Annotated in this window: 19 protein-coding genes and 1 pseudogene; 3 read left to right on the forward strand and 17 right to left on the reverse strand. The window is 67.2% G+C overall.

The features are described 5' to 3' along the window. Positions 1 to 19: 19 nt before the first annotated feature. From ACQCSX_RS10110 to ACQCSX_RS10120, 3 genes are all read right to left on the reverse strand, one after another. On the reverse strand, positions 20 to 1264 hold the full coding sequence (locus ACQCSX_RS10110) for an acyl-CoA dehydrogenase family protein (RefSeq protein WP_427018852.1): 1245 nt from the start codon (positions 1262 to 1264) through the stop codon (positions 20 to 22). An 89-nt stretch (positions 1265 to 1353) separates the two neighbouring features. Further along, positions 1354 to 2112 carry a TetR/AcrR family transcriptional regulator gene (locus ACQCSX_RS10115; RefSeq protein ID WP_427018853.1) on the reverse strand — a complete coding sequence of 253 codons (759 nt, stop codon included), beginning with the start codon at positions 2110 to 2112 and terminating at the stop codon, positions 1354 to 1356. Positions 2113 to 2179: 67 nt separating this feature from the next. Continuing rightward, positions 2180 to 3079: a LysM peptidoglycan-binding domain-containing protein gene (locus ACQCSX_RS10120; RefSeq protein WP_427018854.1), complete on the reverse strand. Its 900-nt coding sequence runs from the start codon at positions 3077 to 3079 to the stop codon at positions 2180 to 2182. Between ACQCSX_RS10120 and ACQCSX_RS10125 the strand changes: the two genes are divergently transcribed. Continuing rightward, positions 3069 to 3212 (forward strand): hypothetical protein, encoded by a 144-nt coding sequence (locus ACQCSX_RS10125; protein ID WP_427018855.1) that lies wholly within the window; start codon positions 3069 to 3071, stop codon positions 3210 to 3212. The two genes, ACQCSX_RS10120 and ACQCSX_RS10125, sit on opposite strands and share 11 nt — an antisense overlap. 109 nt (positions 3213 to 3321) lie before the next feature. Here the strand turns inward: ACQCSX_RS10125 and ACQCSX_RS10130 are convergent, their stop codons facing one another. From ACQCSX_RS10130 to ACQCSX_RS10170, 9 genes are all read right to left on the reverse strand, one after another. Beyond that, positions 3322 to 4299, reverse strand: coding sequence for a matrixin family metalloprotease (locus tag ACQCSX_RS10130; RefSeq protein ID WP_427018856.1), 978 nt, complete (start codon positions 4297 to 4299; stop codon positions 3322 to 3324). Positions 4300 to 4572: 273 nt separating this feature from the next. Next, positions 4573 to 5220: a dihydrofolate reductase family protein gene (locus ACQCSX_RS10135; RefSeq protein ID WP_427018857.1), complete on the reverse strand. Its 648-nt coding sequence runs from the start codon at positions 5218 to 5220 to the stop codon at positions 4573 to 4575. 54 nt (positions 5221 to 5274) lie between these two features. Next, positions 5275 to 6045, reverse strand: a complete 771-nt coding sequence (locus ACQCSX_RS10140) for an alpha/beta fold hydrolase (RefSeq protein WP_427018858.1) — start codon at positions 6043 to 6045, stop codon at positions 5275 to 5277. Between the two features lie 66 nt (positions 6046 to 6111). Continuing rightward, entirely contained in the window at positions 6112 to 6672 is a 561-nt protein-coding gene (locus tag ACQCSX_RS10145; RefSeq protein WP_427018859.1) for a dihydrofolate reductase family protein, read from the reverse strand. A 110-nt stretch (positions 6673 to 6782) separates the two neighbouring features. Beyond that, on the reverse strand, positions 6783 to 8378 hold the full coding sequence (locus ACQCSX_RS10150) for an ABC-F family ATP-binding cassette domain-containing protein (RefSeq protein WP_427018860.1): 1596 nt from the start codon (positions 8376 to 8378) through the stop codon (positions 6783 to 6785). 112 nt (positions 8379 to 8490) lie between these two features. Continuing rightward, positions 8491 to 9522 carry a methyltransferase gene (locus tag ACQCSX_RS10155; RefSeq protein WP_427018861.1) on the reverse strand — a complete coding sequence of 344 codons (1032 nt, stop codon included), beginning with the start codon at positions 9520 to 9522 and terminating at the stop codon, positions 8491 to 8493. Positions 9523 to 9755: 233 nt separating this feature from the next. After that, complete coding sequence (locus tag ACQCSX_RS10160; protein WP_427018862.1) at positions 9756 to 10952, reverse strand: CynX/NimT family MFS transporter; 1197 nt, start codon at positions 10950 to 10952, stop codon at positions 9756 to 9758. Positions 10953 to 11110: 158 nt separating this feature from the next. Then, positions 11111 to 11954, reverse strand: a protein-coding gene (locus ACQCSX_RS10165) for an IS5 family transposase (RefSeq protein ID WP_427018933.1) whose coding sequence is annotated in 2 segments (ribosomal slippage) — positions 11111 to 11647 and positions 11649 to 11954 — 843 coding nt in all. Because the reading frame shifts where the segments join, the coding sequence is not laid out codon by codon here. A gap of 103 nt (positions 11955 to 12057) precedes the next feature. Further along, positions 12058 to 12901, reverse strand: a protein-coding gene (locus ACQCSX_RS10170) for an IS5 family transposase (protein ID WP_427018933.1) whose coding sequence is annotated in 2 segments (ribosomal slippage) — positions 12058 to 12594 and positions 12596 to 12901 — 843 coding nt in all. Because the reading frame shifts where the segments join, the coding sequence is not laid out codon by codon here. A gap of 210 nt (positions 12902 to 13111) precedes the next feature. Between ACQCSX_RS10170 and ACQCSX_RS10175 the strand changes: the two genes are divergently transcribed. Both ACQCSX_RS10175 and ACQCSX_RS10180 read left to right on the forward strand, forming a co-directional pair. Next, positions 13112 to 13468: a VOC family protein gene (locus ACQCSX_RS10175; RefSeq protein ID WP_427018863.1), complete on the forward strand. Its 357-nt coding sequence runs from the start codon at positions 13112 to 13114 to the stop codon at positions 13466 to 13468. 128 nt (positions 13469 to 13596) lie between these two features. After that, positions 13597 to 15999: an ATP-binding cassette domain-containing protein gene (locus ACQCSX_RS10180; protein ID WP_427018864.1), complete on the forward strand. Its 2403-nt coding sequence runs from the start codon at positions 13597 to 13599 to the stop codon at positions 15997 to 15999. A 101-nt stretch (positions 16000 to 16100) separates the two neighbouring features. Here ACQCSX_RS10180 and ACQCSX_RS10185 read toward each other — a convergent pair. From ACQCSX_RS10185 to ACQCSX_RS10205, 5 genes and pseudogenes are all read right to left on the reverse strand, one after another. Then, positions 16101 to 16702: pseudogene (locus ACQCSX_RS10185) on the reverse strand (NADPH-dependent FMN reductase). Positions 16703 to 16899: 197 nt separating this feature from the next. Continuing rightward, a complete protein-coding gene (gene ppsA, locus ACQCSX_RS10190; protein WP_427018865.1) occupies positions 16900 to 19284 on the reverse strand; it encodes a phosphoenolpyruvate synthase in 2385 nt (794 codons plus the stop codon). A 142-nt stretch (positions 19285 to 19426) separates the two neighbouring features. Then, positions 19427 to 20242 carry a pyruvate, water dikinase regulatory protein gene (locus ACQCSX_RS10195; protein WP_427018866.1) on the reverse strand — a complete coding sequence of 272 codons (816 nt, stop codon included), beginning with the start codon at positions 20240 to 20242 and terminating at the stop codon, positions 19427 to 19429. Between the two features lie 127 nt (positions 20243 to 20369). After that, positions 20370 to 21368, reverse strand: coding sequence for an agmatinase (speB, locus tag ACQCSX_RS10200; protein ID WP_427018867.1), 999 nt, complete (start codon positions 21366 to 21368; stop codon positions 20370 to 20372). Then, positions 21365 to 22747, reverse strand: coding sequence for an MFS transporter (locus tag ACQCSX_RS10205; RefSeq protein ID WP_427018868.1), 1383 nt, complete (start codon positions 22745 to 22747; stop codon positions 21365 to 21367). Before ACQCSX_RS10205 ends, speB begins: the two co-directional genes overlap by 4 nt. Between the last annotated feature and the right edge of the window lie 47 nt (positions 22748 to 22794).

Raw genomic sequence — 22794 nt, forward strand, 5'->3', positions numbered from 1 at the left:
GAGACAAGGAAACAATGGATCAGGCGAAGGCGGAGATGCCGGTGATGGAGCGGCCGATGATCAGCGCCTGCACCGTCTCCGTGCCCTCGTAGGTGTGGATGGCCTCGATGTCCGCCAAGTGCCGCGCGATGCGGTTCTGCAGCAGGATGCCGTTGCCGCCGAGCATGTCGCGGGCGTTGGCGGCGATTCCCCGGGCCGCGCGGGTGCAGGTGTACTTGGCCAGCGAGGCCTGCACCGGCGTCAACGCACCCGCCTCGTCCAGCCTGGTCATCTGCGCCACCATCAGCTGCATCGTGGCCAGCTCGGAGTGCATGCGGGCCAGCCGCTCCTGGATGATCGCCGACGCCGCCAGCGGCCGGCCGAATTGCCGGCGCTGCGCCGCGTACTGCACGGCTGTCTCGTAGCAGGCCGTGGCATGCCCGACGGCGGACCAGGCCACGCCCAGCCGGGTCGCCAGCAGCACGCGGCCGGCATCCTTGAAGGTGCGCGCCCCGGGGAGCACATTCTCCGCGGGCGCAAAGACATTCTCCAGCCGGATGTGCGCCTGACAGATGGCCCGCAGCGACGCCTTGCCCTCGATGGTGGTGGCCGTGTAGCCGGGAGAATCCTGCGGCACCAGGTAGCCGTGCACGGCACCGTCGCCGCCGCGCGCCCACACCACCGTGACCCCGCCGATGGAGCCGTTGCCGATCCACTTCTTCTCGCCGTTGAGCAGGAATCCGCCCTCGACGGCGGTGGCGGTGGTCTCCAGCGCCACCGAGTCCGAGCCGTGCGTCGGCTCCGTCAAAGCGAACGCCCCGTACTCCTCGCCCCGGGAGAGCGGCGGCAGCCAGCGGGCTTGTTGCTCGGCCGAGCCGCATTCGGCAATGGAACGCAGTGCCAGTCCGCCCTGGACGGCGATGACAGTACCAATGGAGCCGTCGCCCCGGCTGACCTCCATGGTGACCAGGCCGGCGGCCGTCTTGCTCATGGCGGGGAAGCCGTCGACGTCGATGCCGTCGCGCAGCAAATCCAGCTCGCCCAGCCGCTTCACCAGGTGCAGAGGGTACTCCCCGCGCTCCCAATAACCGGCAATGACGGGCAGCACCTCGCCCTGGACAAAGGCCCGGGCCCGGGCCCAGTACGCCTGGTCCGCGGCGCTGATGTCCCGGAAGACCGACGCCGGATCCGGATCCAGCGCCTCCGTCAGCACATACTCCGGCTCCACCGTGCCCTGTGGGAAGGGGGTGTCCAGCTGGTGCGGGTCGGTTGCGGTGGAGGTCATTGGCCGGTCCTTGCGTCTGCGGGAGAGTGCTCGTGGTTCCACCATGCTGTGGAACTGAGTCTCATGTCAAGGAATTGAGTTCCATTCCCCTATTCGAGGGCACTCCGGACCGCCTGCAGGATCTCTTCCGTTCCGGCGCTCCGGTCAAGGACGGTGACGACGACGGCGGGACGCCCGGCCGCCGGTGCGGCCGGACGCCGGCCCGCTGGAGCACCTGCCACGGGCCGAAAGCGGTCAGCGAGCTCGTGCAGGTCCGTCGCCAGTTCCGCGGCCAGGCAAGTCCCGGTGCTTTCGGTGGAGTTTTCGCCGGCGTTTTCACCGGCGGACGACGCCTCGGCCGGCTTGTGCGCCTCGGCACGCAACCACCCGCGCAGGGCGCTGTTGTGCACCGCCACCACGCCCGCGGCGAAGGCGACGGCTGCCGCACCACCGGGGACGGCCCCCGGGAGTTGCAGATGCTTCCGGAAGGCCCGTTCGTAGCGGTGCGTCATCACCAGCTCGCGGTCGCGCAGGGCCGGAACCTGCCGCAGCAGTTCGTGCCGCAGCAGCGCCGTCGCCTGGTTGCGCAGATGGTGGTCGAAGACGAGAAGTGCCGCATCCACCACCGCGTCCAACGGATCCCCGCCGCGGTGTGTCAGGAAGTCCTGCACCCGGGCCAGGATCCGGTCGTGGTCCGCGAAGACGATGTCCTCTTTGGACCCGAACTTGCGGAAAAAGGTGCTCCGGCTGATGCCGGCGGCATCGGCCAGCTCGTCCACAGTGGTTGCGTCATAGCCGCGGCGCACCAGCAGCTCGATGGCTGCCGCCACGGCCGGGCCCGGATCCGGGGTTGTGGTGTTGTTGACCATAGGCGGCAATCTAACACGCCGGACCGCGCCCGAATGGTCCGGCCATCAGGTCCCGGCCCGGGGAATCCTATTTGTTGGCCAGAGGCCCCCGGATCGAAAACTCGGTGCTGAGGCTGATGGTTTGCCCCGGCACCAATTCACGATTCGATGCATCAGTGTATTGAAACCAGTCCATGCCGCCACGGCTTGAACCGGAATTGGCCATCCGCAATTCGGAGCGCTCAAGTCCGAAGCGGGCGGCGATCTGCGAGTCAACGTCGCCCGGAGCGGTGGTGTAGGTCAACGGGATCCCGCGGGCGTCGGCTGTGAAGGTGCCGGCCGCGCCCGGAATCGTCCTGGCATTGGGCATCAGCGTGACCCTGGTGCCGGCGGGTATGGGGGCATCGACCGCCAGCTGCGGATTGTCCTTGAGCAGCTGCGCCGCGGGGCGCCGGAACTGGTAGCCCAGGCTGTCGATGGAGTCGCCGTCGACGGCGGTGTAGTAGATGGCCCGGCCCACGGAGTTGCTGATGGTCTGGCCCCGGCCTGAACGGCTGTCCACCGGTTTTTTCTGCAGCTCGATGGTGGTGCCGGCTATCAGAAAGTAGTCAATGCCAACGCTCTGCACGAGAGTGGCCTTGTTGGCCTCGGCCAGCTGGTCCTGTGCCATGCCAAACCGATAGCTGATGCCCTCGATGTTGTCACCCGTCGCCACCGTGTAGGTCACGGGGATGCCGCGGTTGTCCAGCTCGGCCTCTCCCCTGGCCCCATTGTCCGGACCGGGCGGCGGAAGGAGCCGCAGCTTTGTGCCGGGCGCCAGCGGGGTTCCCTGCGCCAGCGCATTGAACATCTCAAGCCTGCCCAGCGAGATCTTGAACACCTGCGCCAGCGTAGCCGCCTCGTCGCCGGCCACCGTCGTATAGAAGAGGACGTTTCCGAAGGAATCCTTGACCGTCTCCCCTGCCGGCAAGGCGGGCGTGGGAGACACCGCCGGAGCGCCCGCCGAGGCCGGTGCCGGGGTGGCCGTACTGGTCCTGGCCTGGATGTCGGCAGCGGGTGCGGCGGTGCACCCGGCCCCGGCCAAGACCAGCAACGATAGGGCAGCCGCGATGGCAGGCTAGCGCATGGATTCCCCCAATGGTGCAACTGGCTGCCGCGCGGGCCGCCGGATCTTCGGTCCGAGCCTAGCAGCGCTCCCGCTGCAGAACCGTTCCGGGCCGGCGGGTGCACTCACAGCTGGGGAACGCACGGCCCCCTGCCCAGCTGCGCCAACCCGGCACGATCCCCCGGCCCGAACCCCATCCTCGCCGGTCCAGCTTCCGGATACATCAGCTGGGCCGGGTCGGCCACATGGTCCAGGCCCACCAGGTGCCCGAGCTCGTGTTCGACCACTGCGGTGACCAGCGAGGACTCGGCGGGATGGGCCATCATGGTTCCCAGCTGCTTGGCATCGAGCTGCACCTGCCCTGTGGCATAGACGGGCGCACCGCCATCAATCTGCATAGTTTGGCTGCCAGCCTCGCCCACCCGGCTAGCGGCAAAGCCGGGATTCTCTTCGTCCGTCTCCCAGGCAACAAGCACGGGCGCCCAGCGGTCGCCGTAGCGGTCGGGTTGGAAGGGTTCGCGCCGGCGCGAGGGAGCTTCGTCCGTGGCGCCGTCGTAGACAAACGCCAGGCCGGTGGCGGCGGAAACATGGGCAAAGGCCCGGACCAGCAGCTGCTGTCCACCGGCAGGCTGGTTCCGCTCCCTGACCACGTAGTGGATCGGGCGGCAGGGGTCATAGGCCACCGGAGCGCCGTCGCCGTTGGTCACGAGAAAGCGGTATGATCCGTTCTTTGCCGCCACCTCCGGCGGCGTGCCCAAGGGGCTCGGCGACGATTCGTGGCCGGGCGTCGGCCGGCCGGGATGGCTGTCGGCGGCGGCAGCAACGCCGGCAAAGGGGCTACCGATGAGCCGGCCGGAAAAGGTGCCGTAGACGATGAGGCCGAAGAACAGCACGCCCACCAACAGCCGGAAGGCGGAACCGGGATTCCGCCGGCCCCGCGGCCGCCGGCGTTTGGGCCGTTGCCAGCCTCGGCCGGGCCGCGGCTGGCCAGGCGGCGGATTCGCGGCGGCCAACCGTTCGTCGATGACCCATTGCGGGATGCGACCGGTGGGCGACGTGGGCAGGTCCCGGCCGGCGGCACCAGGTGCGTGCGGTGTGTCCAATCGTTGCCCCCAACTTCAGATCCACTGTGCAGCTGTGAGCCGAGGCTAACAAGATAACCGGAATTAGAGAAGCAGCGGCACAATATCGGCGCCGAAGCGAAGGCCAGCTTCGGCCGCACCGGCGTCCGAGAACGTCCACTCGGACGGCGCGCTTCTTGGATAGGGGCAATTAACGAATCTGGCCGGGAACCGCCATGGGTTCCCGGCCAGCCTTTTTTCCTGCAATTTACTGCCTGGCATTCCCGGCTCCCGGGCCGGACGGAGGCAGGTCGGCTACGCGGTCCGTTCAAACACCGCGTGCGCAACACCGTCGGAGGCGGCGAACTCAACCAGCGCCATCCCGGCCGGACCGCCGTCGAGGTGGTCAAAGAGCCGTTCGCCGCTGCCCAGCAGGATGGGCACCATCGCCACGTGCAGGTGGTCCACCAACCCGGCCCGCAGGTATGCCTGGACGGTGGCGGCCCCGCCGCCCAGCCGGACGTCCGCCCCGGCCGCCGCGTCCATCGCCTGGTCGAGGGCCGCTTCAATCCCCTCCGTCACGAAATTGAACGTGGTCCCGCCCTCCATGCTGAACGGGGCGCGGGGATACCGGGTGAGGACGAACACCGGGTGGTGGTACGGCGGATTCTCGCCCCACCAGCCCTTCCACTTCTCGTTGGTCCACGGCCCGCGGATGGGTCCGAACATATTGCGCCCCATGATGGTGGCGCCGATGCCGTGGTCGGCGCGTTCCAGGAAGTCGTTGTCGATGCCGGACAGGCCGCCGTCGCCGCCCACCATGCGGCGCCCCGCGGCGGTGGAAAACACCCATTCATGCAAGCGCTCCCCACCCACACCCAACGGATGGTTGATGTCCTGGTGGGGGCCGGCGGCGTAGCCGTCCAATGACATGGCAAAGTTGTGGACCCGCAGTTTCGGCATCGGCCGGCCTTTCTGTCGCGGCCGCCGCCGATCCGCGGCGGCCCTGGATGTGCTCTACCCGAGGAAGTCCAACAGGATCGGTGCGATGGCCTCATGGGGCACCGCATGGGTCGCCTCCGGAACCTCCTGCTGCCGCCCGTCCTGGACGGATGCGGCCACCGCTGCCGCCGATGCCTCGGCCCACGCCGGACTGGCGCCGCCGTACAGGGCCAGCACCGGCGCCCCGATGCGGGAGAACCGCTGGGTCGGCACCATGCCGTCGGCCGCGAGCGTCAGGTCGTAGGGAAGCGTGGGCGCCAGCGCCACCAGCGCCGGCCACCAGGGGGCCTGCGCCATCGCGGGGTCGAAGTCCGCGCCCGTGTGCCGGATGAACGCCTCCACGGCCTTCCCGCCGTCGCCGCCGTCCGCCAGGGACCGCACGCTGTCCACGAAGTCCCGCCAGGACTCGTCAGCTCCCCCGCGGGTCAAATACGGCGGCTCGTAGGCCGCCACCTTGTCCACGGGCACGCCCGAGGCGGCCGCCTCCAGCGACAGGATGGCGCCGGAGGAGTGTCCGTACAGCTGCACGGCCCCGCCCGCTGCCTTAGCGAGCGCGCGCAGGTCCTCGATTTCGCGTTCGACGGCGTACGGCGGCGTATCGGAGCTGTCCCCGCGCCCGCGGCGGTCGTAGGTGATGACGGTGAAGGCGTCCGCCAGCAGCGGCACCAGCCCGGCCGCGGACTGGCGATTGTTCAGGGCCCCGCCCACGATGATGAGCGGCACCCCGCTGCCGTTGCGCTCGTAGGCAATGCTGGTTCCGTCGGCGGATTGGACGGTGTGGACCATAGGGTTCTCCTGGCATGGGCGGGCCGATGGTGGCAGTACCTTTCCTACGCCCCTGCGGGCGCCGGTTCAAGGGATGCTGCCGTACCGCAAGTACACCACGCCATTGCCGAAGCGGCGTTCGTCCAGCAGCTCCAGGTCCAGGCGGACCCCCTCGGGCAGGAACGGAGTGCCGCCGCCCACCACCACGGGCGCAATGAACTGGTGGAACTCATCCACCAGGTTGGCCCTGATCGCCGCCGTGGCAAGACCGGGGCCGCCCACCACGAGGTCCCGGCCGGCCGAGGCCTTCAGCGCAGCGACGGCACCGGCGTCGAACTCCCTCTCGATCCGCGTCCTGGCGCTGGCCACCGATTCCAGCGTGGTCGAGTAGACCACCTTGTCGACATCGTGCCAGATGTCCGCGAAATCGCGCATGACGGGAGACAGGTCCGGCTGGCCGTACAGCGTCTCCCAGGCGGCCATCACCTGGTACATCCGGCGGCCGTACAGGTGGGTTCCGGCCGGGCGGAGCAGGTCATTGACGAAGGCGTGCACTTCCTCGTCCGGCGCGCTCCAATCGAAATTGCCGTCCGCGTCGGCCACATACCCGTCCAGGGACGTGGTGGCTGAATAGTTCAGTTTGGCCATGCCGGGCCTCGATCCGGGTCGGGGCTGCACCGTGCAGCTGCCTCGACGGTAGCCCCGCAGCGGCCCCGGATCAACCGGCCGGCGCCGTCAGGCGGCGCGGCGTGCGGCCGTCAGGCGGCGCGGACCTCGATTTCGCCGGCGTTCGCGCCGTCGACGCCGAACACCAGCTGGCGGTTGGCGATCTTCTCGGTGAAGAAGCGGTCGTGGCTGACCACCACCACGGCGCCGGGGAAGTGCAGCAGCGCCCGTTCCATCACCTGCGTGCTGGACATGTCCAGGTGGTTGGTGGGCTCATCGAGCAGCAGCACCGAGGCGCCGGAGAGCAGGCACTGCGCCATGGCCACGCGCGCCCGCTGCCCACCGGACAGGTTCCCGATCTTCTGCTTCAAATCCGCCTCGGAGAACTGGAACATGGCCAGGAACCTGTTCACGGACTTCTTGGTCGCGGTGAGCGCGAGGCTGCCGGGCATGGCGTTGACGGCGTGGCTGACGGTGTCGTCCACGTCCAGGTCGTCCAGCATCTGGTTGTAGGAGACGACGCCGGCGCCCTTCGCCCAGGCGACCTCGCCGCCGTCGGCCTTTTCATCCCCGGTCAGCACCTTGAGCAGGGTCGACTTGCCGCTGCCGTTGGAGCCGAGCACAGCAATCCGGTTACCGCGCCGGATCTCAAAGCTCAGGTCCGTGAACAGCGTCTTCTCGCCGAACGATTTGTCCAGGGATTCCACCCGGCACAGCACATCCTTCACGTGCAGGCCGCCGTAGATTTCGGTGATGATCTGATCCACCGGCCGCGGCGTGCGGGACTTCTTGATCTTGGCCAGCTGGTTCCCCAGGCCCTTGCTGGCGGCCTTCGCGGCCTCGCGGCGGTCGGCAATGCCCTCGGCCTCGAAAGCCAGCAGCTCGGATTCGTGCACAAACTGCGCCTCGAGGGTCTTGAGGCGGAACTGCTTGGCCACCACATACTCGGCAAAGTTGCCCGGGTACTCGTGCAGGTGGAAGTTCTCCACCTCGATGATCCGCGTGACGACGGCGTCCAGGAACTTCCTGTCGTGCGAGACGATGATCGCCGCTCCCCGGAAGTCCCGGAACCAGCTCTCCAGCCATTCGACGCCGGCCACGTCAAGGAAGTTGGTGGGCTCGTCCAGCAGCAGCACGTCGGGGCCCTCGAGCAGGATCTTCGCCAGGGCCGCGCGGTTGCGCCAGCCGCCGGAGAGCTTGTCGATCGGGCACGTCCGGTGGGCCTCGTCGAAGCCCAGGGTGGTGAGCACCTTGTCGATGCGCCGCGGGTAGTCCCAGCCGTCCAGCCGGTCCATGTCCTCGAACAGTTCGGACTGGCGGTGGATCAACCGCTCCAGCTCCGCTCCGTCGGCGGGGTCCGCGGCGATGGCCGTGTCGATCGCGGCCAGCTCGGCCTCGACGGCCTTGATCTCGGTGAACAGGCCGTCCAGCACCTCGGTGATGGTGGCCTCGCCGTTCAGCTCGGAGAACTGGGAGAAGTAGCCCACCTTGGTCCCCAGTTCCAGGGCCACGGTCCCGGCGTCGGGCTCCACTTGGCCCAGGACCAGCTTGAGCAGCGTGGACTTGCCGGAGCCGTTCTTGCCGATCAGCCCCACCCGGTCCCCCGGCTCAAGGCGGAAGAAGGTCTCGCGCAGGATCTGCGTGTTCTCGAAGCGGACGCTGACATCGTTCAGCCGGATCAGGCTCATGGGTGGTTCTCTCTCAAAGCAGGGTGGGTGGGCCCGGGAGGGCAGGGCGCGCCACGACGGCGGCGCCAGGGGCGGACGCTCAATTCAGGCGTCCGGTGTCGGGCGTCAGCGGTCAGGCGTCGGGTGCGCGGGGAACGAGCCGCCACAGGGAGGTGACCTCGGCGGCGCGGGCGGCGAACAGCGGATCGTTCGGATCCGAGGCCTTCGGGTGCGCCGGCCGGGTGTCCAGCCGGTCGATGACCTCCAGGCCGGCGGCGTCGATGGCATTGAGCAGGTCTTCCCGCGAGCGCAGGCCCAGGTGCTCGGCCAGGTCCGACAGGACAAGCCAGCCTTCCCCGCCCGGCTCCAGGTGCTCGGGGAGCTCGTCCAGGAAGCGGAACAGCATCCGGCTGCCCGGGTCGTAGACGGCGCTGTCCAGGGAGGAGTGCGGTGTGGCCGGAATCCACGGCGGGTTGCAGACCACCAGCGGCGCGCGGCCGGCCGGGAACATGTCGTCCAGGACGGCCTCGGCCCGGTCATCGACGCCGAGGGTGCGGAAGTTCTCCGCGGCACAGGCGATGGCGCGCGGCTCATTGTCCGTCGCGATGACGCGCTGGACGCCGCGGCGGGCCAGCACGGCCGCGAGCACCCCGGTGCCGGTGCCGACGTCGAACGCCAGCGGCAGGGGCGGCAGTTCCACCTCGGCCAAGAGGTCCACATACTCGCTGCGGGTCGGGAAGAAGGTGCCGTAGTGCGGGTGAATGCGGTCAGCCAAAGCCTCGACGTAGACGCCGTTCTTGCGCCATTCGTGGGCACCGATGGCCCCCACCAGCTCGTGCAGCGACACCACCGAGGGCTCATCAACGTCGCCGTAGGCACCCGTGGCCGCCTCCTTGATGTCCGGCGCGCGGCGCAGCGGCACCACGGGACCGGGATCCAGCGGAACCAGGACCAGGCCCAGGATGCGGGCCCGGTGCGAGCGGGACTGGCGGTGCCGGTAGAACTCGTCCGCCGGGTCCTTGGCCGCCTTCTTCTTCCCGTTGGCCAGCCGGCGGTCCATGGCATTGAGGATCTGCCGCGCATTGTGGAAGTCGCCCTGCCAGAGCATCGCGATGCCCTGCGACGCCATCCGGTTCGCCTCATCCGCCGTCAGGGAATCGTCCACCACCTCAACGCGCTTGGGTGCCGGCCGGTCGTTGGCCGAACGCCAGCGTGCGGTCCGGCTCCCGCCGTCGTCCGCGGTCCAGACGACGACGGCGGGAGCCTCCGCCGCGGTGCGGAACGGATCGGGGGTGGGTGCGTTGCTAGTGATGGGAGGTCCGTTCGAGGGGGTCTGGGAGGGTGGTGGGCGGCCGGCAGCGCCGTGCGACCCGCCCTTTCAGGATACAGGGGGCGCCATCAGCGCCGCTGCGGCTCCTTCGGCACGGACAGCGTGGTGCCGAAGATGAACACGGCCACGGAGCCCAGGATCACCAGCAGCGGCGCGGTCCACGAGCCCGAGACGCCGTGCACATAGCCCACCACCGTGGGGGCCAGCGCGGCGAAGCAATAGCCGACGCCCTGGACGACGGCGGACATCCGCCCGGCCGTGGCCTGGTCGCGGGCCAGCTTGATGACAGCAATGAAGATGACGGTGATGCCACCGCCCTGGGCAATGCCGCCGAACGCCGACCACAGCCACCACAGCCCGGGCACGAACAGCAGGCCCAGCGGCACGGCAAGCCACAACGCCCCCAGGGTGAGGGCCACGGTCCGCGTGCTGGCAAACCTGGCGAGCATCGGGACGCCTAGTCCCCCGACGATGGCCAGAATCTGGAAGATCGACGATCCGGCGCCGGCCGCGGCCGGCGCCATGGACAGCTCGTCGGCCAGGAAGCTGGGCAGCCAGGCCGTGACGCCGTAGTAGGAAAACGCCTGGCCTGCGAACCCCGCGGCCAGCCCGGCCGTGATCCATGCGGATTCCCGGCCGCCGGACACTGCCGTGGCACCCGGGGCCGGTACGGAGGCCGGCACAAAGGACCGCCGCCACCCCACGGCCCCGGTCCAGGCAACCATCGCCGCCACCGCGAAGACCGCGCAGGACGCCAGGGCCAGCCGCCAGCCCACACGCCCGGCCAGGGGCGCCATGGCGACGGACGTCAGGAAGGAGCCAATGTTCAGGGCCGCCGTGTACACGCCCATGGCAGTCCCCTGCTGGCGCGGGGAAAAGTCCCGCCGGATGATCAGCGGCACGGCAATGTTGCCGATGGTGATGGCGATGCCGATGATGGCCGTCCCCAGCAGCACCAGTCCCGCGCCGCCCAGCGAGCGGACCACCACGCCGGCCAGCACACCAAACAGGGTCAGCGTGATGGCGAACTCCGCCCCAAACCTGCGGCCCGCCAGGGACGCCAGCGGGGACGCCAGCGAGAAGCACAGCACCGGAATGCCTGTCAGCAGGCCCAGCTGAACCGGCGAGAAACCGAGTTCCAGTTCCATGGGACCCACCACGGGGGCCACCGCAACAAAGGATCCGCGCATGTTCAGTGCGATGAGCCCAATGCAGGCCAACAGCACCGCACTGCGCGGGAGTCTGGACAGAAGAGTGGCGGTCATGGCGTGGGCTGCCGGCAATTGGCAGAACGGAAGATCGGTTTCACCTTTCCACGGTACTGCCCGGGCACCGGGGGTCCGTGCCGGGTCTGCCGTCGTGCGTGGAGCAACAGGTGGGCGGACCGAGCAGGATTCGAGAAGCTTGGGGCGCCGAGCCGCTGCTAGGGCGTGTCTCCCAATGCGGCGCTCCAGATGACGACGGCGTGCAGGACGGCCGCTGAGCGGTAGGTGAGGGCCAGTTTGTCGTAGCGGGTGGCCAGGGACCGCCATTGCTTGAGGGTGTTGAAGCTGCGCTCGACCACATTGCGCCGTTTGTAGGCGTCCCTGTCGTATCTGACGGGGCGTCCCCCGGCGGAGCCCTTGCGTTTCCGGTTGGCCTTCTGGTCGTCCTTTTCCGGGATAACGCACTCGATGCCCCGCCCGCGCAGGTACGCCCGGATTGCTTTGGAGGAATAGGCCTTGTCGGCCATGGCCCGGTCCGGGCGGGTGCGGGCCCGGCCGGGACCGGGCCTTTCTACCTTCAGGGCCTCCATGAGGTTCTCAAACATCGGCGAGTCCCCGCCCTGGCCCGGCCCCAGCAGCAGGACCAGGGGACGCATGTTGCCATCCACCAGGGCGTGGATCTTGGTGGTCAGCCCGCCGCGGGACCGGCCGATGGCATGGTCCTCAGGCTCGTCGAGCAGATTCCTGTAATTCGACAGGTCCCCCTGTGTGGCGGGGCAGGTTCGTGCCGTGCTGGTGGGCACGGTTGACCGTGGAGTCGATCGAGACCTCCCAGTTGATCAGCCCGGCCGTGTCCGCGCGGGTCAGCAACGCCGCCAGGACCTTGTCCCAGGTCCCGTTGGCGGCGTTGCGGCGGTGGTGCTTCCACACGGTCTTCCACGACCCGAAATAGGCAGGGAGATCACGCCATGGGATCCCTGCCCGGTAGCGGTAGATGATGCCCTCGGTCATCAGCCGGTGGTCGTTGAAGGGTCGGCCCGGTTTCCCCGACGAATCGGGCATCAACGGGGCAATGGACTCCCACTGGGCATCGGACAACACGGAATAGCGAGAAGGCACCCATCAATCATGCCAAACCGCAAAACCACTGATTAGGAGACACACCCTAGGGCGTGTCTCCCAATGCGGCGCTCCAGATGACGACGGCGTGCAGGACGGCCGCTGAGCGGTAGGTGAGGGCCAGTTTGTCGTAGCGGGTGGCCAGGGACCGCCATTGCTTGAGGGTGTTGAAGCTGCGCTCGACCACATTGCGCCGTTTGTAGGCGTCCCTGTCGTATCTGACGGGGCGTCCCCCGGCGGAGCCCTTGCGTTTCCGGTTGGCCTTCTGGTCGTCCTTTTCCGGGATAACGCACTCGATGCCCCGCCCGCGCAGGTACGCCCGGATTGCTTTGGAGGAATAGGCCTTGTCGGCCATGGCCCGGTCCGGGCGGGTGCGGGCCCGGCCGGGACCGGGCCTTTCTACCTTCAGGGCCTCCATGAGGTTCTCAAACATCGGCGAGTCCCCGCCCTGGCCCGGCCCCAGCAGCAGGACCAGGGGACGCATGTTGCCATCCACCAGGGCGTGGATCTTGGTGGTCAGCCCGCCGCGGGACCGGCCGATGGCATGGTCCTCAGGCTCGTCGAGCAGATTCCTGTAATTCGACAGGTCCCCCTGTGTGGCGGGGCAGGTTCGTGCCGTGCTGGTGGGCACGGTTGACCGTGGAGTCGATCGAGACCTCCCAGTTGATCAGCCCGGCCGTGTCCGCGCGGGTCAGCAACGCCGCCAGGACCTTGTCCCAGGTCCCGTTGGCGGCGTTGCGGCGGTGGTGCTTCCACACGGTCTTCCACGACCCGAAATAGGCAGGGAGATCACGCCATGGGATCCCTGCCCGGTAGCGGTAGATGATGCCCTCGGTCATCAGCCGGTGGTCGTTGAAGGGTCGGCCCGGTTTCCCCGACGAATCGGGCATCAACGGGGCAATGGACTCCCACTGGGCATCGGACAACACGGAATAGCGAGAAGGCACCCATCAATCATGCCAAACCGCAAAACCACTGATTAGGAGACACACCCTAGTGTGGCCGCCATGGACACCACCGTCCGTGCGGGCTTCCTCCCGCACAACGGCGCTGCCGGGAATCCCGCCGGGCCGATGCGGCCCACACCCCCAGGAGCGACCATGACCGGCTCTTCCACCCAGGGCATCAAGACAATCCTGCATCCCGTCTCCAACTTGGCGGGGGCCAAGGCTGTGTACGCGGCCCTGCTCGGCGTCCCGCCGCAGACCGACGAGTCCTACTACGTCGGTTTCGAGGCCGCGGGCCAGCACATTGGGCTGGTGCCGCGCGGTGGACCGCAGGGCATGGCCTCCCCCGTGGCCTACTGGCATGTGCCGGACATCGAGGGGAAGCTGGCCGAGGTGACCGCCGCGGGTGCCACCGGAAAGGAGCGGGTGCACGACGTCGGCGGCGGCCGCCTGGTGGCCACCGTCACCGACCTTGACGGCAACGTCCTCGGGCTGCTCCAGGACCGCTGAGTGCGGGCCGCCGGGCCGTTCGGCCGGGCCCTGTGCAACGCCCCGGCCGACACCGCCGGTAAGGATAATGTAGACAGCGACGCCGGTGGAGACCGCGGTTGCGGCCCCTCCCAACAGATGGAGACACGATGAGCACGAACCCGCCCCTTGTCATATCGTCCGACACTCAGGCGCCCGGGCTGCACGCTGCCGACAGCCACGATTTGATCCGCGTGCATGGCGCGCGCGTGAACAACCTCAAGGACATCAGCGTCGAGATCCCCAAGCGCCGGCTGACGGTGTTCACCGGGGTCTCCGGCTCGGGCAAGAGCTCGCTCGTCTTCGGCACGATCGCCGCCGAATCGCAGCGGATGATCAACGAGACCTACAGCGCCTTCGTGCAGGGCTTCATGCCGACGCTGGCACGGCCCGACGTCGACGTCCTCGACGGGCTGACGACGGCGATCCTGGTCGATCAGGAGCGGATGGGCGCCAACCCCCGCTCCACCGTCGGCACCGTCACCGACGCCAACGCCATGCTGCGCATCGTCTTCAGTCGGCTCGCCCAGCCGCACATCGGCTCGCCGCAGGCCTATTCGTTCAATGTCGCCTCGATCAGCGGAGCCGGTGCCGTCTCCATCGAGCGCGGCGGACAGACCGTCAAGGAGCGCCGCAGCTTCAGCATCACCGGCGGCATGTGTCCACGCTGCGAGGGCCGCGGATCGGTCACCGACTTCGACCTGACCGCGCTGTACGACGCCGACAAGTCGCTGGCCGGGGGCGCGCTCACGATCCCCGGCTACAGCATGGATGGCTGGTACGGCCGCATCTTCTCCGGCTCCGGCTTCTTCGACATGGACAAGAAGATCGGCAAGTTCACCAAGAAGGAATTGCACGACCTGCTCTACAAGGAGCCGACCAAGATCAAGGTCGACGGCATCAACCTGACGTACGAGGGCGTGATCCCGAAAATGCAGAAGTCGTTCCTGGCCAAGGACGTCGATGCGCTGCAGCCGCACATCCGCGCCTTCGTCGAGCGCGCCGTCGCGTTCACCACCTGCCCCGAGTGCGGCGGCACGCGGCTGGCCGAGCACGCCCGCTCGTCGAAGATCAAGGGGCTCAACATCGCCGACGCCTGCGCGATGCAGATCAGCGACCTCGCCGGGTGGGTGCGCGGCCTGGATGAACCGTCGGTGGCGCCGCTGCTTGCGGCACTGGGCGACACCCTCGAATCGTTCGTCGAGATTGGGCTCGGCTACCTCAGCCTCGACCGCCCCTCGGGCACGCTCTCGGGCGGCGAGGCCCAGCGGACCAAGATGATCCGCCATCTCGGCTCCTCGCTCACCGACGTCACCTACGTCTTCGACGAACCGACGATCGGGCTGCACCCCCATGACATCGCGCGGATGAACGTCCTGCTGCTGCAACTGCGCGACAAGGGCAACACCGTGCTGGTCGTGGAGCACAAGCCGGAGGCGATCGCCATCGCCGACCACGTCATCGACCTTGGCCCGCGCGCCGGCACCGCGGGCGGCGAGGTGGTGTTCGAGGGCACCGTCGAGGGGCTGCGGGCCAGCGGCACGCTCACCGGACGGCACCTGGACGACCGTGCCGCCCTGAAGGAAAAGGTGCGCACCGCCTCCGGGGCGATGGAGGTGCGCGGCGCCAACGCCAACAACCTCAAGGACGTCGACGTCGACATCCCGCTCGGCGTCCTGACCGTCGTCACCGGGGTCGCGGGCTCGGGCAAGAGCTCGCTGATCCACGGCTCGGTGTCCGGGCGCGACGGTGTGGTGACCGTTGACCAGGGTGCAATCCGCGGCTCGCGGCGGAGCAACCCGGCGACGTACACCGGGCTGCTCGAGCCGATCCGCAAGGCGTTCGCGAAGGCCAATGGCGTGAAGCCGGCACTGTTCAGCCCCAACTCCGAGGGCGCCTGCCCCACCTGCAACGGTGCCGGCGTCATCTACACCGACCTGGGCATGATGGCAGGTGTCGCCACCGTCTGCGAGCAGTGCGATGGCAAGCGGTTCGAGGCATCGGTGCTTGACTACCACCTCGGTGGCCGCGACATCAGCGAGGTGCTCGCGATGCCGGTGGCCGAGGCCGAGGAGTTCTTCGGCGCCGGCGAGGCGCGCATCCCTGCCGCACACAAGATCCTCACCCGGCTCGCCGACGTCGGGCTCGGCTACCTCAGCCTCGGCCAGCCTCTCACCACGCTGTCCGGCGGCGAGCGGCAGCGGCTGAAACTGGCCAGCCAGATGGCCGAAAAGGGCAGCGTCTACGTCCTCGATGAGCCGACCAGCGGCCTGCACCTTGCCGACGTCGAGAACCTTCTCGGCCTGCTCGACCGGCTCGTCGACTCCGGCAAATCCGTCATCGTGATCGAGCACCACCAGGCGGTCATGGCACACGCCGACTGGATCATTGACATTGGTCCCGGCGCCGGCCACGACGGCGGCCGGATCGGGTTCGAGGGCACACCGGCCGACCTTGTCGCCGCCCGTTCCACCCTCACCGGTGAGCACCTCGCGGCCTACGTCGGCGCCTGACCGCTGTCCTCGCGGAAGAGCACAGGCAAAAGCGTTCCAGCTGCACCGGCAATGAGTGGCCTGCCGTCCGGTGCAGCTGGAACGCTGCGGACCTCAGCGCATCACTTCGCCGAGTCGGGGTCCGAGTCGCCAATATGGCCCGGCGCCGTGGCGGCCAGGACGCGCTGCACGAAGGCGGAGTACTCCTCCATGTAGTGGCCCAGGAACGTCGCTGTCGCTGCGTCCTTGACCTCGCCGTCGTCGCCGTACGCCTTGGCATCAAACCTGACGTAGGCCTCTGGGGCATTGAGCTGGGGCGCGTCAAGTAAGCTCAGGACGCTGCGCATGGAGGATTGCATCACGGCCGTGCCGATACCCCGGGCGAGGCGCCGATAATGCCGGTGGGCTTGCGCGCGAACGAGTTGGTGCCCCAGGGGCGGGACCCCCAGTCAATGGCGTTCTTCAGCGCCCCGGGGATCGACCGGTTGTACTCGGGGGAAATGAACAGCAGGCCATCGGAGGCCGCGATGGCATCCTTCAGGGCCTGCCCCACGGCCGGGAAGTCGGCGTCGTAGTCGGAGCTGTACAGCGGGAGGTCCTTGATGGGGATCTCGGTGAATTCCAGCTCCGCCGGGGCGAGCTTGATCAGGGCCTTGGAGAAGGTGCGGTTGATGGAGCCGCTGGCCAGGCTCCCGATGAGGTATCCGATCTTGTACGTTGCCATGATTGTCTTCCTTTCCCGATGGCCGGGCCTCTCCGGTCATCATCGGTGTGCACGAGGGCAGTGAAAGAGACAAACACCGTTCCAAGTTGAGCACAATGCGCCGGAGAGGACTAGGCCTGTGCGCAATCATCAGGCGCCAAAACAGTGGTGGCCCCGTTCCATGAACGGGGCCACCACTGTTTTGGCTTTGGACCGTTTTAGACCGCGGGGGCCATGGCCGCGAGCTGCAGCCAGGTATCCACCACCGTGTCCGGATTCAGCGAGATGGAATCGATGCCCTCGGCCACCAGCCACTCGGCCAGATCAAGGTGGTCGCTGGGCCCCTGCCCACAAATGCCGACGTACTTTCCCTTGGCCTTGCAGGCCCGGATGGCCATGCTGAGCAGTTTCTTGACGGCGGCGTTCCGCTCGTCAAAGCTGGCCGCCACAATGGCCGAATCCCGGTCCAACCCGAGGGTCAACTGGGTCAGGTCGTTGGAGCCAATGGAGAAGCCGTCGAAGATCTCCAGGAACTCATCCGCCAACAGGGCGTTGGACGGCAGCTCGCACATCATCACCACTTCCAGGCCATTTTCGCCGCGGCGAAGGCCATTTTGGGCCAGCAGGTCGATGACGCCCCGGCCTTCCTCCAGCGTGCGGACAAAGGGGATCATCAGCTTGACGTTGGTCAGGCCCATCTCGTTGCGCACATAGGCCAGGGCCTGGCACTCCAGATCAAAGCAGTCCCGGAATGACGGTTCAAGGTAGCGCGAGGCACCCCTGAAGCCGAGCATCGGGTTTTCCTCGTGCGGCTCATAGGCCGGGCCGCCAATAAGGTTTGCGTACTCATTGGATTTGAAGTCGGACATGCGCACGATCACGGGCTCCGGGGCGAAGGCCGCGGCAATCGTGGCGACACCTTCGGCCAGGCGCTTGACGTAGTAGTCCAGCGGACCGTCGTAGGCGGCGATCCGCTCGTGGATGATCTCCGCGACGTCGGCGGGCTGGTCCGCCAGGTTCAGCAGCGCCTTGGGGTGGATGCCGATCTGCCGGTTGATGATGAACTCAAGCCGAGCCAGCCCCACGCCATGGTTGGGCAATTGGGCGAACGTGAACGCCTGTTCGGGGGTTCCGACGTTCATCATGACCTTCACGGGCGCTTCCGGCAGGCTGTCCAGCTCGGTCTCCTCCACCCGGAACTCCAGCAACCCCTCGTAGATGAAGCCGGCCTCCCCCTCGGCGCAGGAGACCGTCACGTTGGTCCCCTCGGCCAGTGCCAGGCTGGCATCGCCGGTGCCCACCACCGCCGGAATGCCCAGCTCCCGGGCTATGATCGCCGCGTGGCAGGTCCGCCCGCCACGGTTGGTGACAATGGCGGAGGCTCGCTTCATGATCGGTTCCCAGTCGGGGTCCGTCATGTCCGCCACCAGTACGTCGCCGGTCTTGAATTCCGCCATCTGGTCGATGGAGGCCAGGATGCGCACAGGTCCCGAGCCGATCCGCTGGCCGATCGCCCGGCCTTCCGCGAGCACGGACCCGGTCCCCTCCAGCCGGTAGCGCGAGAGCGTTCCCGCCGACTTGCGGGACTCCACCGTTTCGGGCCGGGCCTGGAGGATGTAGAGCTCGCCGTCCAGGCCGTCCTTGCCCCACTCGATGTCCATGGGACGACCGTAGTGCTCCTCGATCGCCAGGGCATGGCGAGCCAGCTGCTGGACGTCGTCGTCGGTGATGCTGAAACGGCCGCGCAGCTTGGGATCGGTGGGGACCAGTTCAATGGTGTGGCCGACTTCCTGGCTGTCCGCGTAGACCATGGTCAACGCCTTGCCGCCCAAACCGCGCTTGAGGATCGCCGGCCGGCCGGCCGCTAGCGCCTTCTTGTAGACGTAGAACTCGTCCGGGTTCACGGCGCCCTGGACCACTGCCTCGCCGAGGCCGTAGGAGGAGGTGACAAACACCGCGTCCTGGAAGCCGGACTCGGTGTCCATGGTGAACATGACACCGGATGCGCCCACGTCCGAGCGGACCATCCGCTGGATCCCCGCCGACAGGGCGACGTCCAGGTGTTCGAACTTGTGGTGCACCCGGTAGGCGATGGCGCGGTCGTTGTAGAGCGAGGCAAAAACGTCCTTGACCGCCGCCAGGATGTTCTCGATGCCGCGGACGTTCAGGAAGGTCTCCTGCTGCCCGGCAAAGGATGCGTCCGGCAGGTCCTCGGCGGTGGCGCTGGAGCGGACCGCCCAGGACAGTTCGGCGGATCCGCCGTGTTTTGCCACGAGCGCCTCGTAGGCGGCACGCAGCTGCGCCTCAAGATCCACCGGAAAGGGTGTGTCCACAATGGCGTTGCGGATGGCGGACCCGGCCTCGGCCAGGGCCCTGACGTCGTCGGTGTCCAGATCCTGCAAGATTGCGGCAATCTTCGCTTCGACGCCGGTTTCACGCAGGAACCGCCGGTAGGCATCCGCCGTCGTGGCAAATCCGTCCGGCACCTTTACCCCGGCGCTGGTCAGGTTCCCGACCATCTCTCCGAGGGAAGCGTTTTTGCCGCCAACCCGGTCCAGGTCCTTGAGGCCAAGCTCGGAAAACCAGAGGATGTCTGTCGTCATTGTCAGTGCTCCTAGAAGTCAAGTCATGGCTGTTGGCAGCCACGTCAATACATCGTCGCAGGGCAGGGGCCGACTTGCTATGTTGGCTACGTCACACTTCCGGGCGTTCCCGGCGGACGTTCCGACCTGCTCTGCACAACAATTAGTGCCGCAGCCCCATCCGCTCAAGGACCACTGCCGAGATCTCCTCCACTGACATGCTGGCGGAATTCACGTGGGGGATGTCGTGCGCCACGTACATGCGCTCCGCGCTGCGCAGTTCGATTCCGCATTGCCGCAGGGAGGCATACTCCGATCCCGGACGACGCTCGGCCCGGACCTGGCTCAAGCGCATGGGATTGGAGGTCAGGCCAAAACACTTGGCCCGGTAGGGCTGCAGGGGCACCGGCAGGGAGTCGCTGGGAAAGTCCTCGTCCACCAGGGGGAAATTGGCCGCATAGACCCCATGCTGAAGTGCCAAATACATGGTGCTGGGGGTCTTGCCGCAGCGCGAGGGGGCAATGAGGATCACCTCGGCCTTTTCCAGTGCACGCAGGCTCTGGCCGTCGTCGTGCTCCATCGCGTACTCGACGGCCATCATCCGCGACTGGTACCGCAGGGCGTTGCCGAGGCCGTGGGCCTGGCCGGCCTGGTGGCTGGCCTTGGTGCGGAGCGCCTCCTCCAGCAGCTGCACATGTGCGCCGATCAGATCCACCAGGACGCCGTTGCACTTGGCCAGCTCGTTGCGGATTTCCTCATTGACGGCCGTGGAGAAGACCAGCGGCGGTTCGCCACGCAGCGCCACCTGGTCGATCTCGTTGACCACCGACCGGGCCTTGGCAGTGGTCGAGATGAACGGCACAGTGGTGCGGTAAAAGCGGCCCTGGGGAAACTGGGTCAGCAGCGTGCTGCCCAGGGTCTCAGCAGTGATGCCTGTCCCATCGGAGAGAAAATATACATGGCGAAGGCCATCTGGCATGGTCACGCTCCTCTACGGAAACTTGTTGTCACATCCTAACCGTCCGGTGGCCAGCCGCAGTTGCTGGTGCACCGAGGCACAGTAGTGGGCCCGCGGAAGGTCCGCGGGCCCACAACAACAGCCAGGATTAGACGGCTGACACTTCCAGATCCCGTTCGCCGGCAAAGGAAGCGCCCTTGCTGCGGTTGACCATCAGCCCCAGCAGGTCGAAGACCAGCGTTGCCGCGGCAATGGAGGTGATGTCGGCATGGTCGTAGGCCGGGGCGACCTCGACGACGTCGGCCCCGACAATGTTGATCCCGTCCAGTCCGCGCAGCAGCGCCAGCAGCTCGCGGGAGTGCAGCCCGCCCATTTCCGGCGTCCCGGTGCCTGGTGCGTACGACGGGTCAAGGACATCGATGTCGATGGAGACGTAGACAGGGGTGTCGCCCAGGCGGTCCTTGACGCGCTTGATGGCGGCGGGAACGCCGATGACGTCCAGATCGGAGCAGCGGATGATCTGGAAACCAAATTCGTGGTCGCGCACAAAGTCCTCGCGGTCATAGACCGGGCCGCGGATGCCCACATGCATGGAGCTGTCCTGGACCAGCAGCCCTTCCTCAAAGGCGCGGCGGAAAATCGTCCCGTGCGTGACGGGCTGGTCGAAGTAGGTGTCCCAGGTGTCCAGATGCGCATCGAAGTGCAGCAGGGCAACGGGGCCGTGGACCTTGGTGAGCGCCCGAAGCATGGGCAGGGCAATGGTGTGGTCGCCGCCGATGGCGATCACCCGTTTGTCCTCCCCCATTAGCGGCCGGGCTTGCTCCTCTATTTCCGCGATGGCACGCGTGATGTCGTAGGGGGTGCAGGCAAGGTCTCCGGCGTCCACCACCTGTGCTTCGTTCACGGGCTCGACGTCGAGCTCCACGTGGTAGCCGGGGCGCAGCAGCCGGGAGGCTTCACGGACGGCTGCCGGGCCGAACCGGGCACCCGGGCGGTAGGAGGTTCCGCCGTCGAACGGAACACCGACAATGGCGATGTCATAGTCGGGGACCTGGTCGATCTGCGGCAGCTTGGCAAAGGTGGCCAGGCCGGCGAAGCGGGGGACTTTGGTCGCGTCGACGGGGCCGACGGGCTTGTGCGAGGTCATGGCAGGGATCCTTCGGTTACTTTGGCGGCTGCCGGCTTGGCAGGCTTGCTTTTGGTGGTGAGTTCGTGGAGCGTCTTGTTGGCTGTCTCCGGGGCGAGGACGAACGTTGCCACCAGCCCGACCAGGGAAATTCCTGCGCCGATCAGCAGGGAGCCCGCGGCGCCAAAACTGAGGATGGCGGCGGGCATCAGGTAGGTGCTGGCTGCCGATCCCACGCGGCTGATGGCCGTGCCAAAGCCAACGGCTGTGGCCCGGATTTCGGTGGGGAACAATTCATTGGGGTAGACGACTTCAAGGAAGCTGGAGGCTCCCGACGCCAAGGCGAAGATGGCGAGGGCGATGAACAGCGGCGCGGCCTGCACATCGGGGATGAAGGCTGGGATGGCCAGTGCCACGACGATGACGCCGAAGCTCCACAGCAGCAGTTTGCGGCGGCCGATCCTTTCCACCAACCACAGGCCGGGGATGCCGCCGATGACAAACAGCATCGAGATCAGCAGCGAGCCCCCGTACAGGTTCGCGTCACCGGTCAGCCCGAAGGAGGACAGCAGGTCCGGGGCAAACGTGTAGACGGCGAAGAGCGGAATGACTTGGGCGGTCCAAAAGATGGAGACGAATAGTGTCCGCTTCCAGAGGTGGCCCTTAAAGATATCGGTGAACTTGGCCGGCTTGGTGTTGGCGTCGGAGTCGGATGAGATGTCACTGAGGTCATATTGCTGCCCGTACACCTGCTTGATCACGGCCCGGGCTTCATCCCTGCGGCCCCGGGATAGGAGCCATCGGGGTGATTCAGGCGTGCCCAACCGGCACAGCAGCGTAATGATGGCGAAAATGGCGGGGCTGGCCACCATGATGCGCCAGGCATCCGGCCCAACATCGCGCAGCAGGTAGCCGACCGCGAAGGCGGCGGCTGCGCCCACCGCCCACACCACAAAGGTGGCACCCAGCAGTCGCCCGCGATACTTCTTTGGCAGGAATTCGGCCAGCAGCGATGTGGCGATCGGATAGTCGGCTCCAATGGCCATGCCGAGCAAAAACCGGCACAGGACGACCTGCCACACTTCCGTCGCGAATCCGTTCAGGAGGGAGAAGACAGCAAGTGCTATCAGATCCGCAATGTACATCTTGTGGCGGCCGATCTTGTCGGTGAGCCACCCGAAGATGGCACCCCCGAAGAAGATACCCACCAAACTTGCCGCACCAATCATCCCAATTTCGGCCGTGGACAGTTTCAATGCCGGTGTCATGGTGATCAGCGCGATGCCGATGATTGACAGTGCATAGCCGTCGATGAATGGACCGCCCGAGGAGAAGACGGTTAGTTTCTTGTGGAACCTGGTGAGCGGGGCGTCATCAATGAGGTTGCTCGTTGCACTCATTGCAAACCCTCTTTCGTGAATGCTCATCGCTGAGCGGGATATTCGTT

The organism is Pseudarthrobacter sp. P1 (assembly GCF_050156935.1).
Classification (GTDB): domain Bacteria; phylum Actinomycetota; class Actinomycetes; order Actinomycetales; family Micrococcaceae; genus Specibacter.

Bases quoted from the DNA above. Each gene is read 5' to 3' on its own strand.
- ACQCSX_RS10115 (WP_427018853.1), bottom strand. From the start codon at position 2,112: ATGGTCAACAACACCACAACCCCGGATCCGGGCCCGGCCGTGGCGGCA.
- ACQCSX_RS10135 (WP_427018857.1), bottom strand. From the start codon at position 5,220: ATGCCGAAACTGCGGGTCCACAACTTTGCCATGTCATTGGACGGCTAC.
- ACQCSX_RS10180 (WP_427018864.1), top strand. From the start codon at position 13,597: ATGAGCACGAACCCGCCCCTTGTCATATCGTCCGACACTCAGGCGCCC.
- ACQCSX_RS10140 (WP_427018858.1), bottom strand. From the start codon at position 6,045: ATGGTCCACACCGTCCAATCCGCCGACGGAACCAGCATTGCCTACGAG.
- ACQCSX_RS10195 (WP_427018866.1), bottom strand. From the start codon at position 20,242: ATGCCAGATGGCCTTCGCCATGTATATTTTCTCTCCGATGGGACAGGC.
- ACQCSX_RS10145 (WP_427018859.1), bottom strand. From the start codon at position 6,672: ATGGCCAAACTGAACTATTCAGCCACCACGTCCCTGGACGGGTATGTG.
- ppsA (WP_427018865.1), bottom strand. From the start codon at position 19,284: ATGACGACAGACATCCTCTGGTTTTCCGAGCTTGGCCTCAAGGACCTG.
- ACQCSX_RS10150 (WP_427018860.1), bottom strand. From the start codon at position 8,378: ATGAGCCTGATCCGGCTGAACGATGTCAGCGTCCGCTTCGAGAACACG.
- ACQCSX_RS10160 (WP_427018862.1), bottom strand. From the start codon at position 10,952: ATGACCGCCACTCTTCTGTCCAGACTCCCGCGCAGTGCGGTGCTGTTG.
- ACQCSX_RS10110 (WP_427018852.1), bottom strand. From the start codon at position 1,264: ATGACCTCCACCGCAACCGACCCGCACCAGCTGGACACCCCCTTCCCA.
- speB (WP_427018867.1), bottom strand. From the start codon at position 21,368: ATGACCTCGCACAAGCCCGTCGGCCCCGTCGACGCGACCAAAGTCCCC.
- ACQCSX_RS10205 (WP_427018868.1), bottom strand. From the start codon at position 22,747: ATGAGTGCAACGAGCAACCTCATTGATGACGCCCCGCTCACCAGGTTC.
- ACQCSX_RS10175 (WP_427018863.1), top strand. From the start codon at position 13,112: ATGACCGGCTCTTCCACCCAGGGCATCAAGACAATCCTGCATCCCGTC.